Genomic DNA, 12983 nt, shown 5'->3' with positions numbered 1-12983 from the left:
TCCGGGAGCACGCCGTGGCCAGTATTTTTTCCAGCCAGTTCTGGTCCAATCTCTTCAATGCGGACCTCGCCATCGATCTCGGCACGGCCTCGACCCTGGTCCATACGAAACAGGCGGGCCGGATCGTGATCTACGAGCCCTCCATCGTGGCCGTGAACACCACCACCCACGAGGTGGAGGCCGTGGGCGACGAGGCCAAGCAGCTGCTGGGCCGGACGCCCCAGGGCGTGCGCACCATCCGGCCCATGAAGGACGGCATGATCTTCGAGGTGGACGCCGCGGAGAAGATGCTGGCCCAGTTCATCACCAAGGCCCGCCCGAACCGCGGCATCGCCCGCACCCGCATCGTCGTGAGCGTGCCCCCCCGGGCCCACCAGGTGGCCCGGCGCGCCGTGCGGCAGTGCTGCTACGACGCCAAGGCCGGCGAGGTGTTCCTGGTGGACCAGACCATGGTCGCCGCCATCGGCGCGGGGCTGGCCATCAACGAGAAGCGGGGCTGCATGATCGTCGATATCGGTGGCGGCACCACCGACGTGGCGGTGATCAGCTACAACGGCAAGGTCTTCTCGGACTCCATCCTCATCGCGGGCGACGAGATGGACGAGGCCATCATCAAGTACATCCGCGAGAAGTACAACGTCCTCATCTCCGAGTCCTCGTCCGAAGAGGTGAAGTGGACCCTGGGTTCGGCCTTCCCCTCGGAGTTCTCGCGGACCATGGAAGTCAGCGGACGGGACCAGTTCGAGGGGCTGCCGAAGACCCTCACGCTCAACGACGCGGAGATCCGCGAGGCCCTGGCGGAGCCCATCAACGCGGTCATCGACCTGGTCCGCAAGGCCCTCAACGAGACCCCGCCCCAGCTGGCGGCCGACCTCATCGACCGCGGCATCTGCCTCACCGGCGGCGGCTCCCTGATCCAGGGCCTCGACGAGCGGCTCCGCAAGGAGACCCATCTTCCCGTGTTCCGCGCCGAGGACCCCCAGACCGCGGTGGTGCGGGGCACGGCGCTGCTGCTGGAGAACATCCCGCTCCTGCGCCGCATCCAGATCCTCGACTAGCCGCCCGAGATGCATCCCCGCGCCTCCAACTGGGGATGGAATCCTGCGGGGCGGCGGCGCTACGCCCTGATCCTCCTGTGGGCGGGCCACGGGGCGTGGGTCCTGGTCGGCCAGCATCCCGGCCAGGTGTGGACCCGGACCGCGGGGTTCCTGGCCCGGCCCGCGGATCGGCTGGCCTCCCGCTGGGAGGACTGGCGGGCCCGGCGCCGGGAGCAGGGCCGCGCCTACGCCGAGATCCAGGCGGAGAACGCCCGGCTCCGCGCGCAGGTGGCGGGCCTGGAGGTGGCGGCCGCCCAGGCGGCGCCCCGGGTGTCGGAGGCCGAGGAGGCCGTGCGCCTGCTGGGGCTCCGGAAGCAGATCCCCCTGGCCCTGGAGGGGGCGCGGGTGATCTTCACCACACGCCCGGAGGCTTTCGGGGGCCTGATCCTCGACGAGGGCCGGGACCACGGCCTGGTGCCTGACCAGGGCGTGATCATCCCCGAGGGGGTGGTGGGCCGGATCTGGTCCGTGGGCCCGACCCAGGCGAAGGTCCTGCCGGCGGATGCCCCCAACGCCTCGCTGGCGGTGATGCTGGCCCGCAGCCGGGCGACCGGCGTGCTCCAGGGGCTGGGCTCGGGCCGGGCCGCCATCCGCTACCTCAGCAACCAGGAGGTGGTGCAGGTGGGCGAGGCGGTGTTCACGTCCGGGCTCGACCGGGTGTTCCCCCGGGGCCTGCTGGTGGGCTACGTGACCGAGGTGGTCAAGGGGGACCTGGAGCTCCGCGTGACGGTTCAGCTCGCGGCGCCCCTGGACCGTGTCCGTCTCGTGCTGCTCCTGCCGCCCCAGCCGCCGCTGGAGGTGCAGGAGCCCTTCGTGGCGCCGGAGCAGCGCCCGGCGGCCCGGAAGCGGGGGGCGCCATGAGCCGGCCCGTGGCCCAGTCCTCCCGCCAGGACCTGCTCGCGGCCGCGGCCCTGGGCCTGGTCTTCCTCTGCGCCCCCTTCCCGCGCCTCCAGGCCGTCTTCCACGTGATGCTCGTGCTGGCGCTGGCGCCCCGGGCGGGGGCCCCGCTGCGGGCCGCGCTCTGGGCCGCGGCGGGCGGATGGGCCCTGGAGGGGGCGGCCCGGCTCTACCCCCACCTGGGCGGCACCCCCTGGGCGGACATGACCGTGGCCCTCCTGGCGGTCTGGATGGCCGGCCGCTGGCCCCTGGAGCACCTGAAGGGCTGGCTGGCGCGGCTGGCGGCCCTGCTCCTCCTCCACACCCTGCTGGTCCACGGCGCCGTCCGGCTGGCGGCCGGGCCGCACCCCTGGGGCAGCGGCTGGGGCTGGGCGCTGCTGAGCCTCCCCCTGTGGGGCTGGGCCCTCTGGCGCCTCCTCTACGGGGACACCGCCGGACGCAGGCCCTGAGATGGAACCCCGGCAGCGCGTCCTGCTCCAGCGCCGGCTTGGCGTCTTCCGCGCCCTGGCCTGGGGCCTGGTGCTCGTGCTGGGCTCCATCTACGCCTGGCTGCAGATCGTGCGCCATGGCGAATTCAAGCAGCTGGCCCTGCAGCAGGCCGTGAAGGTGCGACCCATCCCGGCGCCGCGGGGGCTCATCCTCGACCGGAACGGCTACCGGCTGGTGGACAACCGCCGGGCCCTGCACCTGGTCATCCAGCGGGAGGACCTGCCGACGAAGCCCGACGTGGTGGAGGCGCTGGCCCAGGCGCTCCAGATGGATCCGGCGGCCCTGGCCCGGAAGATCCAGGCCTACCGGGCCGCGGGGAAGGGCAGTCCCCTGGTGCTGAAGGAGAACATGGACGAGGCCGACATCGCCGTGGCGGAGCGGGTCCGGTCGCGGTTCCCCTTCCTCAGCATGGAGGTGGCGCCCCGCCGGGTGTACCTGGGCGACGAGCTGGCCGGCCACGTCCTGGGCTACGTCGGGGAGGTGGACGACGACCTCATGAAGGCCAAGCCCGGCCTCTACCACCTGGGCGAGACCATCGGGAAGGACGGCTTCGAGGCCAGCGGCAACGACCGGCTGAAGGGCGTGGACGGCCAGAAGCGCATCCTCGTGGACCAGCTGGGCCAGGAGGTGGCCAGCTTCGGCCAGGTGGATGCGGTGCCGGGCCACACGGTGTTCCTCACCCTTGATGCCGGGCTCCAGAAGGTGCTCCAGGACGCCTTCGGCGAGGAGGCCGGCGCGGCGGTGGTGCTGGATCTCCGTGACGGCGGGGTGCTGGCGATGTACTCCAGCCCCTCGTACGATCCCAACCTCTTCCTGAACCGCCTGAGCCAGGAGATGGTGGACCGCTACCTGCGCAATCCCGCGCGGCCCATGATCAACCGGGCCACCCAGGGCATCTACGCCCCGGGCTCCACCTTCAAGCTGCTCATCGCCCTGGCGGGCCTGGAGAAGGGCGTCATCACGCCCCAGACGGTGATCTACTGCTCCGGCAAGAAGAACTTCTACGGCCGCGACTTCCGCTGCGACAAGCCCACCGGGCACGGGGCGCTCAACCTGGTGCAGGCCATCGCCCAGAGCTGCGACGTGTACTTCTACGAGGTGGCCTCGCGCCTCGACATCGATGACATCTACGCCACGGCGGCGAAGTACGGCCTCACCGTGCCCACCGGCATCGACCTGCCCCGGGAGAAGGCCCCGCGGATCCCCAGCCGGGAGTGGAAGCGGAAGGCCGTGCCGCGGGACCCCAAGTGGTACGCCGGCGAGACCATCAGCGTCGGCATCGGCCAGGGGGCCGTGGGGATCACCCCCATCGCCCTGGCCCGCTTCTACGCCCTGCTGGCCACGAAGGGGCGCCTGCTGACCCCGCACCTGTTCCTGGGCCTCCGGGATGACCAGACCAATGCCCTGGAACCCGCGCCTCCGCCCATCGCCAGGGACGCGCCGCTCGATCCGAAGCTCTGGAGCGTGCTGGACGAGGGGCTCTCCGAGGTGGTCCGGAGTGGAACGGCCGCCGCCAACCCCTTCGTGTTGGAGATCGCCAAGGAGATCCCCTTCGCGGGCAAGACCGGCACGGCCCAGGTGGCCACCTTCGTGGACAAGGCCCACTACGCCCGGCAGGCCAAGCACCTGAAGGATCACGCCCTCTTCGCGGGCTACGCTCCCCGCGATCGCCCCCAGATCGCCTTCGCGGTGGTGGTGGAGAATGCGGGCTTCGGGTCCACCGCGGCCGCCCCCATCGCGGCCAAGGTCGTGAAGTACTGGTGCGTGGACCGGTTCTCCAATCCCCTGCCGCCGCCCCGCGGCCGGCTGGTGGACCCCTTCAGCCCGGAGCAGCCACAGCAGTCCCCGGAGGCGCCATGAGGGCCCGTCTCCGAACCCTCGATCCGCACCTGCTCTGGGTGCTGCTGGCGCTCATGGCCCTGGGCACGCTGACGCTCTACTCCGCTGGGCGCAACACGCCCCAGGCCGGGATCTGGCTCAAGCAGGGGCTCTGGAACCTCCTCGGCCTCACGCTCATGGTGCTGCTGGCGGCGGTGGACCCCCGCCGGATCCTCCGCATCAGCTTCCCGGCCTACCTGCTCGGGCTCGTGGCCCTGGCCGCCGTGCTGGTGGTGGGAAGGAAGATCGGGGGCGCCACCCGCTGGTTCGTCTTCGCGGGCCAGACCTTCCAGCCCTCCGAGCTGATGAAGTGGATCACCCTGCTCTACGTCTCCTACCGCCTGGGGACCCGGGCGCCGGAGACCGTGGGCCGCTGGGAGCTGCTGGGCAGCGCCGGGCTGGTGGCCTTCCCCATGCTGCTGGTGCTCAAGCAGCCGGACCTGGGCATGGCCCTCAGCTTCCTGCCCATCCTGCTGCTCATCCCCCTGATGAAGGGCCTGAAGTGGCGCTGGGTGCTGCTGCTGGTGGTGGGGGTGTCCGTGGGCGGCGTGTTCGGGTGGAGGCATGTGCTGAAGCCCTACCAGAAGCAGCGGGTGATGATCTTCCTGGATCCTTCGGCCGACCTCCAGGGCAAGGGCTACCAGGTGAACCAGAGCCGCATCGCCATCGGCTCCGGCGGGCTCTTCGGCAAGGGCTTCACCAGCGGCTCCCAGACCCAGCTCAACTTCCTGCCGGTGAAGACCACGGACTTCGCCTTCAGCGTCTGGGCCGAGGAGCGTGGCTTCCTCGGCGTCCTCTTCGTCCTGGGCCTCTTCGGCCTGCTCCTCACCCGCCTCCTCGATGCGGCCTCCCAGGCGCGGACCTCGGCGGAGGCCTACTTCTGCGCCGGGGCGGCGGCCATCTTCGCCATGCACCTCATGGTGAACGTGGGCATGGTGGCCGGGGCCCTGCCGAACAAGGGGATGGTGCTGCCCTTCTTCAGCGCGGGGGGCAGCAGCACCCTCAGCTTCTTCCTGGCCCTGGGCCTGGTGATGGGCGTCCTGCACCGGGCTAAAGTGAAGTGATGGAACTCCGGGACCGGATGCGCGAACTGGCCGAGCAGGTGCGGAGGCACCGGTACCGGTACTACGTCCTGGACGCGCCGGTGCTGTCGGACGCCCAGTACGACGCCCTGGAGCGGGAGCTGCGGGACCTCGAGGCCGCCCATCCGGAGCTGGCCGACCCCAACAGCCCCACCCGCCGCGTGGGTGCCCCGCCCGTGGAGGGCTTCGAGAAGCGCCGCCACGCGATTCCCATGCTCAGCCTGGACAACGCCTACTCGGAGGCGGACCTGCGGGCCTGGGAGGCGAAGTGGCGGAAGCTGGCCCCGGAGGCCGAGCCCCGCTACGCCGCGGAACTGAAAGTGGACGGCCTGTCCCTGTCCCTGCGCTACGAGAAGGGCGAGCTGGTGGAGGCCGTCACCCGCGGCGACGGCGAGACCGGCGAGCTGGTCACCGAAAATGCGAGGACCATCGCTGACATCCCGAAGGTCCTGAGAGGCCATACGGTTCCCGAGCGGCTCACGGTGCGCGGGGAGGTGTTCCTCTCCCGGAAGCGCTGGGAGGAGCTCAACCGCGAGCGGGATGCGCGGGGGGAGCCCCGCTTCGCCAACCCCCGCAATGCGGCCAGCGGGACGATGAAGCTGCTGGACAGCCAGGCCGTGTACGACCGCCGCCTCTCCTTCCTGCCCTGGCAGGCCATCTGGGACGAGACATGGCCGTCCCCGCACGAGGCGGGCCAGGCCGCCGCCATGGCCCAGCTCGAGGAATGGGGCTTCACGCGCATGCCGGCACGGGACTTCGGATCGCTGGACGACATGCTCCGCTTCATCGAGACCCAGGCGGAGGCCCGGCTCACGCTCGGATTCGACACCGACGGCGTGGTGATCAAGGTGCTGGACTTCGCCCTCCAGGAACGCCTGGGCGAGACGGACCGCGTCCCCCGCTGGGCCATCGCCTTCAAGTACCCGGCGCTGCAGGCCACCACCACCGTGCTGGGCATCACCTGGCAGGTGGGTCGCACGGGCAAGCTCACGCCGGTGGCGGAGCTGGAGGCGGTGGAGGTGGCGGGCTCCACGGTGCGCCGCGCGACGCTGCACAACGCCGACGAGCTGGCCCGCCTGGGCCTGCGGGTGGGCCACCGGGTGTTCATCGAGAAGGGCGGGGAGGTCATCCCCAAGGTGGTGGCCCTGGTGCCGGGCGAGGCGACCCGCGACCTGCCCGCCCCGGAGATCCCCGCGGCCTGTCCCGAATGCGGCGGCGAGGTGGGCAAGTCGGACGAGGAGGAGGTGGCCATCCGCTGCCTCAACCCGGAATGTCCCGCCAAGCTCACGGCCCGGGTGCTCCACTTCGGGGGACGGCCGGCCCTGGACATCGAGGGCCTCGGCGAGGCGCTGGTGGACCAGCTGGTGGCCTCGGGCCGCTTCGCCCAACCCTGGGACCTCTTCACCCTCCTGCGGGAGCCGCGGCTCGGGGTGGCCTACCTCGCGGGCCTGGAGCGCATGGCGGAGAAGTCCGCCCAGAACGTGCTGGCCGCCCTGGATGCGGCCCGGCGGAAGCCGCTGTCCCGCTGGATCCACGCCCTGGGCATCCCCATGGTGGGGGCCCGCACCGCGGAGCTCCTGGCGGAGGCCTTCCCCTCGCTGGAGGCGCTCTGGGTCGCGGAGGAGGCCCGGCTCCAGGCCGTGGAGGAGGTGGGCCCCAAGGTTGCCTCCGCGGTGCGGGCCTTTGCCACCCTCCATCCGGACCTGCCTGCGCAGCTCGCGGCGCTCGGCATCGCACCCACGCCCCCCGCGCAGCGGGATCGCGGCGGCCTGCCCCTCTCCGGCGAGGTGGCGGTGGTCACGGGGACCCTGCCGACCCTCTCCCGGGAGGAGGCCGAGGCCCTGCTGAAGCAGCTCGGCGCCAAGGTCACCGGCAGCGTCTCGGCCAAGACCACCCTGCTGGTGGCCGGGGAGAAGGCGGGCTCCAAGCTGGCGAAGGCCGAGGCCCTGGGCATCCCCGTGCGCGACGAGGCCTGGCTCCGCGGCTTCGGTGGCTGATGCCGCCGGGATCCGAAAAAACCTGGACGCCCCCAGGACCAGGGCCGATCATCATGCCACCATGCCCCTCCAGCCCTTCTCCTGAGATCCGCCCGTGCTGACGCGACTTGGCAAGTTCGAGATCGTCCGCCTCCTCGCCCAGGGCAGCATGGGCGAGGTCTATGTGGGCCGCGACCCGATCCTCGGCAGGGAAGTGGCCATCAAGGTCATCCAGGCCTCGGCCAGCCTGGGGCCGGAGGCCCGGGAACGCTTCGCCATGGAGGCCCGGGCGGCGGGCCTGCTCAATCATCCGAACATCGTCACCGTCCACGAGATGGGCGAGGAACAGGGTGTCCTCTACCTGGCCATGGAGCTGGTGAAGGGCGAGGAGCTGGGCACGCTCCTGCACACGGGCACGCTCACCCCGAGGGATGTGCTCGAGGTGCTGGCCCAGGTCTGCGATGGCCTCGCCGTGGCCCACCGGCACCAGGTGCTCCATCGGGACATCAAGCCCTCCAACATCCGCGTGGTCTGGGACGGCCAGCACCTCCAGGCGAAGATCCTGGATTTCGGCGTGGCCAAGGTGTTCAACTCCGACACCACGGACGAGGGCACGGTCTTCGGCACGGTGAACTACATGGCGCCGGAATACCTCCAGAGCGGCCGTCCGGACGCCCGCAGCGACCTCTTCGCCGTGGGCGTGATCCTCTACGAGGCCCTGGCCGGCGTGCCCCCCTTCGACGGTCCCAGCCCCGGCTCCGTGATCTACCGGCTCCTGCACGAGTCGCCCGCGCCGCTGCCGCCCACGGCCTTCATGGGCATCAGCCGCGACATCCAGGGCGTCCTCGCCCACGCCCTGGCGAAGGATCCGGCCAACCGGTTCCAGACGGCGGAAGACCTGGCGGCAGTACTGCGCTGCGCACGGGAGGCCGGCTGGCGCTGGGACCGTGAGCGGCCCACGATGGCCATCAAGCTCAAGCGCGGATCGGAGCCGTCCCTGGAGCCCCTGCTTTCAGGCCCCAGCCAGGCACCGCCCACGCCGCCCAGGGGCATTCCCCGGCCCGCTCCCGGCGCCAAGCCCGCAGCCAAGCCCACGGCCAGGCCGCTCCTGCAGCCCAGGCCCTCCACCGCGCCCCGGGCCTTCGTGCCGAAGCCCGATTTCGTGCGGGATCCCTTCACCTCGGAGCGGGGCACCGGTTCCGGGCTCTCGGCCTCCGCCGCAGCCCAGCGGGCTGCCACGGAGGTGCGGCGGGACGTGCTGGAGACCACCCGGCTCCAGCTCATGCAGGCGCTGGACCTGGACCCGGCCAATGCCCGCACCCATGCCATGCTCCTCGTGACCCTCTACCGCCTGGGACGGTTCGACGCGCTGATGCAGGTCCTCCGGGGAGCGCGCCAGCGGGGCATCCCGGGCGATGACCTCCTCGGGCTGCCCCGGTGTCGCCAGATGGTGGACGAAGAGGCGCGGGCCGGGCGCCTGCCCGTGGAGCAGCATTCCGAGTTCCTGGACTACCTGGGAGGCTGACCGGGCGGGGGGCGGTCCTCCGGGCTCAGGGGCCCTCGGGGGACTGGAGCTCCGCCAGCTTCCAGTCCCCGCCGCGCTGCCGCCAGCGCAGGAGGAAGCTGCGGCGGGAGGCCTCCTCGGGCAGCAGGCCGCCGCCTCGTCCCGTGAGGACCAGGTCCACTTCCTGCAGGATGTCCGGGCCGTCCCGGCGGAGCTGGTTGCGGATCACGGTGACGCCGACCCGCTCCCTTCGCAGCAGGCCCGCGAGGAAGAGCCGCGCCGTGGCGCGGTCCATGCCCTCCGGGCCCCGGAAGTCCGCGTCCAGGGGGGCCGCGGCGCGGGCCGCATCCCCGGCCTCCACCGCGGTGCGGCAGGCCTCGAACGCGGCCCGCACCTGGTCCTCCGGGGCCTTGCGGCCGCAGGCGGCCAGGGCCAGCAGGAGGAACGGGATGGACCGGCGTCCGCGAAGCATGGGATCCCCCTTGCGGGAGGGTGGGGCGGGGCTCTCCCATCATGCCGCGCGGGCCGGACGTCCTTAACATCAATTAACCGGCGACCCCCTTGCGGGATGCCGCCCGGCCGCGGATGCTTCTGGGCTGATTCCCCCGCTGCTTCCACGAGAGGTGCCCATGCGACTCCGATCGCTCCTGGCCGTGCTCTGCCTGACTTCCGCCCTTGCGGCGGGAACGCCTGGCCACCTGCGCTACGGGGCGGTGCCGGCGGGCTCCGGCGCCCGGCCGGTCCTCCTCTTCGTCCACGGCTGGAACAGCGATGCCTCCACCTGGAGCGGCAGCAACGACATGGAGGCCAGGGCCGCGGCGGCGGGCTACCGCACGGCCTTCTTGGACGTGTATCCGGACCGCACCATGTGGGACAACGGCGCGCTGGTGGCGACGGCCGTGGACCAGGTGCAGGCGCACTTCCCGGGGGCCGGCGTGGTGCTGGTCTGCCACAGCAAGGGCGGGGTGGACGGCCAGACGGCGCTGGTCTACGACGGCGCCGCCGGGAAGGTGGAGCGCCTCATCACCCTGGGCACGCCGCACCGGGGCACCCCCCTCGCGGACCTGGCCTGGAGCTGGTGGGCCGGCTGGCTGGCGGACCTCCTGGGCTCCCGCAACGACGGCAACCGGGTGCTGCAGACGGGCTACATGGCCGCCTTCCGGGCGCAGACCGACGCCCTCGCCGCCTCCCGCGTGGTGCCCACCTACACCGCCGGGGGGACCAAGGCCGGTCCCTGGTTCAGCTCGTACTGGTACGGGGGGATCGCCATCGGCCGGTCCAGCGACGGGGTGGTGCCCCTGGATGCCACGGACCTGCCCTACCAGCAGGCCCGGCTGTTCACCCGCAGCTGGAACCACGCCGAGGTCAAGCAGGGGAGCAACGCCTGGCCCTCCCTCCAGGCTTGCCTTGCCCAGCCAGTTCCCATGGCGGCGCCGGCCCCGGCCATGGCTGCGGCCCCGCTGCCCGAACCCTCCCTTCCCCTGGACCGCCTCTACCGGGGCGGCCGCACGGAGGGAGGCATGGCCGAGGCCACCTTCCCCGTGGAGGCTGGGCAGCCCCTCCTGAGGGTGCTGCTGGAAACGGCCGGCACACCCCGCCGGACCCTCCTCATCTCGCCCTCGGGGCGGCTCCACGCCTTCTCGCGGCCCCTGGGCGGACGCCCGGGGCGGCTGCGCCCGGACGCCCCCGGCGAGGAGGGGACTGGCGATGAGGCCTTCCCCGGCGCGGTCGGGAGCACCCTTTCCGTGGCCCATCCCGAGCCGGGCCTGTGGCGCATGCAGCTCAGCGCCCAGGGCGAGGATGCCTACTTCCTCACGGCCGCCTTCCCCGGGGACCGCAGCGCACCGGTGGCCCTCGCCGAAGCCCGGGGCCTCGCCCGGGGGCGGGCCCTGCCCCTGGCCGCCGCGGCGGCGGGCCTCACCGTGGCGGTCCACACGGTCCGCACCACGCCGCCCGTCGCGGCCCTGAAGGCCGGGGCGGGACGGACCGAACCCTCCATCCTGAACCGCACCCTGGTCCTCACCTGGCCGGGCGGGAAGGAGCGGGACCTCGTCTTCAGCGAGGCCGAATAGTGCCGAGCCCCTGGCTCTGGTACAGCTCCGGGTAGCTCCGGGGCTCGGCCCGATCCGGGGCCAGGCCCAGGCCCTCCATGGCGCTCCGGATGGCCTGGGGATCGCCCTCCAGCTCCAGGTAGCAGCCGAAGGGCGTCTCGTCGAGGCAGGCCACCAGCTCGTCGCGGGACCAGACGGCGCGCACCTTCTCCAGGACCATCACCGGTTCAAGGCCCAGTGCGCGGAGGATGCCCTCCAGGGCCTCGCCATCCTCCACGCCGGTCTCGAGCTCCGGACGGATCTTCAGCAGCGCATCGGGGACCTTGGGGCCCTTCCAGGTGAGTCGCGTCCGGCCCGCGTAGCGGCGGAGGCGAAGGGCCGAGCCGGCGGCCCGCAGTTCCCCGCGTCGATCCCAGAGGACGCTGGATTCGGGCTGGGCGGGCACCGTCTCCCGGAAGCCCAGGGCAATCAGCAGCGGCCGGTAGGGGGCCGTGGCGGGGATCCGCAGCTTCAGCTCCGTCTCCAGTGGGGAGGGCGAGGTCATGGCGGGCACTCCTCGGAATGAACGGCCGGGGCGGATGGGGGCATGATGGTGGAACGACCCGGCGCGCCCCGTGATCCCTCAAAAGTACATCATCGCTACCCTCTTCATCGCCGCCATGCTGCTGCTCTTCGCGGTGGTGCAGGCGCCGCGCCCCGTCACCTCCGGTGGCGTGACCGCCGCGGAGGCCCCGGTGGTGATGAGCCTGGGCGCCTACGATCCCGTGACGGACTTCCAGCTGGAGGACGGCTGGGCCCCGCGCTTCCAGGGCACGGTGGACCCCGACCAGGCGGAACCCTGGCCCTACGCCGGCGGTTTCGGCACGCCCTGGGAACCCGCCTCGCCCTACCTGGCGGACCAGGGCCTGGCCCTGAACGGCCCGAAGGGTGTCAGCGAGGTGGTGCTCTGGCGGGGCCTGGAGTGGCGGCACTACCGCTTCGATGCGCCCCTCTGCTCGGCGCGCCTCGATCCGGTGAGGGGCACGCGGCTGCTGGTGACGCTGCAGATGGGCCCGGCCCGGTTCGAGACGCGCCTGCTGGAAGTGCCCGAGGGACGGGTGCTCTGGTCGGCCCAGTCGGGGCCCTGGAGCCGCTTCAGCTGGGACGGCCGCGCGGCGATCTTCGGCTTCTTCGAACCTTCCGAGCCGAAGGCCGACGGCCGCCTCCTCCTCACGGCGCTGCCGCTGGACGGTGATCCCGGCGAATCCACCCTGGCGGCCTGGGACGAGCCGGGGCTGCCTCCGCCGCCGCGCGGGTGGCCGGTGAAGCCCGAGGGCCTCTCGGACGATGGCCGCGATCTGCCGGGTGCGAAGGTGGTCCTGCCCTGGCACGCCGGCGACCGGCTGTGGTGCCCGAAGGGGGACCGGCTCTGGGTTTCGAACACCCTGGGCTGGACCGCCTGGAGCCTGGAGCGGGGCCGCTGGCATCGGGATGCGGCGGGGCCGGGCCTGCTGGTGGCCCATCCGCCCCTGGTCATGGCCCTCACCGAGCCGCTGCCCAACGGCGGCATGGGCCGTCGGACCACGCCGGCCGGAAGCCTCGAATGGACGCCCGTACCCGCGGATGCGCCCCCCTGGCCGGCCTACGACGCGGCCTGGGCCTGGGTCGGGAGCGGCGCCGGAAGCGGCGCCTTCGATGCCTGGGATCGTCGCTGGGGGAACACCGGCCTGGCGCCTGAGCGGCAGCGGCAGGCGGTGACGGACTACTTCCGAGCGGAATGGCGCACGGGCCTGGAGCTGCGGGCCTCCGTGAAGGGCTGGCTCCCCGCGGGGCCCGAGGTGGCCCTGCGGGAGGGGCAGGACGTGGCCTGGGTCTGGGTGGGCACCCGCATCGTCCTCGTGCGGCTCGTGGATGTGGAGCGCATCCACACCCTCCGGAGGGTCCTGAGGCCCTGAGCCGGATTCCATTCGGTTGCGATCGAAGTCCTGATTTCTGGTAGCGTTGTGCCCAGCCTTCTTTTTCCTTCCTGG

At 72.2% G+C, this 12983-nt stretch carries 11 protein-coding genes; 9 read left to right on the top strand and 2 right to left on the bottom strand.

Features of this window, described 5'->3' with window-relative positions:
- Window positions 1-14 precede the first annotated feature (14 nt).
- The 7 genes from mreB (at window position 15) to QSJ33_RS06210 (ending at window position 8944) form a co-directional block, all read left to right on the top strand.
- Window positions 15-1058 (top strand): rod shape-determining protein, encoded by a 1044-nt coding sequence (mreB, locus tag QSJ33_RS06240; RefSeq protein ID WP_285723704.1) that lies wholly within the window; start codon window positions 15-17, stop codon window positions 1056-1058.
- A gap of 9 nt (window positions 1059-1067) precedes the next feature.
- Window positions 1068-1958: a rod shape-determining protein MreC gene (gene mreC, locus QSJ33_RS06235; RefSeq protein ID WP_285723703.1), complete on the top strand. Its 891-nt coding sequence runs from the start codon at window positions 1068-1070 to the stop codon at window positions 1956-1958.
- The gene (locus QSJ33_RS06230; protein WP_285723702.1) at window positions 1955-2443 is read left to right on the top strand and encodes a hypothetical protein; all 489 of its coding nucleotides are present in this window, start codon (window positions 1955-1957) and stop codon (window positions 2441-2443) included. Before mreC ends, QSJ33_RS06230 begins: the two co-directional genes overlap by 4 nt.
- A gap of 1 nt (window position 2444) precedes the next feature.
- A complete protein-coding gene (gene mrdA / locus QSJ33_RS06225; protein ID WP_285723701.1) occupies window positions 2445-4343 on the top strand; it encodes a penicillin-binding protein 2 in 1899 nt (632 codons plus the stop codon).
- Complete coding sequence (gene rodA / locus QSJ33_RS06220; protein WP_285723700.1) at window positions 4340-5425, top strand: rod shape-determining protein RodA; 1086 nt, start codon at window positions 4340-4342, stop codon at window positions 5423-5425. Before mrdA ends, rodA begins: the two co-directional genes overlap by 4 nt.
- On the top strand, window positions 5425-7440 hold the full coding sequence (ligA, locus tag QSJ33_RS06215) for an NAD-dependent DNA ligase LigA (RefSeq protein ID WP_285723699.1): 2016 nt from the start codon (window positions 5425-5427) through the stop codon (window positions 7438-7440). Before rodA ends, ligA begins: the two co-directional genes overlap by 1 nt.
- Window positions 7441-7534: 94 nt before the next feature.
- The gene (locus QSJ33_RS06210) at window positions 7535-8944 is read left to right on the top strand and encodes a serine/threonine-protein kinase (RefSeq protein WP_285723698.1); all 1410 of its coding nucleotides are present in this window, start codon (window positions 7535-7537) and stop codon (window positions 8942-8944) included.
- 25 nt (window positions 8945-8969) lie between these two features.
- Here QSJ33_RS06210 and QSJ33_RS06205 read toward each other — a convergent pair whose 3' ends face one another.
- Window positions 8970-9395, bottom strand: a complete 426-nt coding sequence (locus QSJ33_RS06205; RefSeq protein WP_285723697.1) for a hypothetical protein — start codon at window positions 9393-9395, stop codon at window positions 8970-8972.
- Between the two features lie 157 nt (window positions 9396-9552).
- Here QSJ33_RS06205 and QSJ33_RS06200 point away from each other — a divergent pair, with 157 nt between their 5' ends.
- Window positions 9553-10995 (top strand): PGAP1-like alpha/beta domain-containing protein, encoded by a 1443-nt coding sequence (locus QSJ33_RS06200; RefSeq protein ID WP_285723696.1) that lies wholly within the window; start codon window positions 9553-9555, stop codon window positions 10993-10995.
- On the opposite strand, the gene QSJ33_RS06195 is transcribed toward QSJ33_RS06200, so the two are convergent.
- Window positions 10979-11518, bottom strand: coding sequence for a class IV adenylate cyclase (locus QSJ33_RS06195; protein WP_285723695.1), 540 nt, complete (start codon window positions 11516-11518; stop codon window positions 10979-10981). The genes QSJ33_RS06200 and QSJ33_RS06195 overlap by 17 nt on opposite strands.
- Before the next feature lie 70 nt (window positions 11519-11588).
- Here QSJ33_RS06195 and QSJ33_RS06190 point away from each other — a divergent pair, with 70 nt between their 5' ends.
- Window positions 11589-12908: a hypothetical protein gene (locus QSJ33_RS06190; RefSeq protein WP_285723694.1), complete on the top strand. Its 1320-nt coding sequence runs from the start codon at window positions 11589-11591 to the stop codon at window positions 12906-12908.
- Window positions 12909-12983: the final 75 nt, after the last annotated feature.

The sequence above is a fragment of the Geothrix rubra genome (assembly GCF_030268065.1).
Classification (GTDB): domain Bacteria; phylum Acidobacteriota; class Holophagae; order Holophagales; family Holophagaceae; genus Geothrix; species Geothrix rubra.
This window is presented reverse-complemented; position numbering and strand designations above follow the sequence as displayed.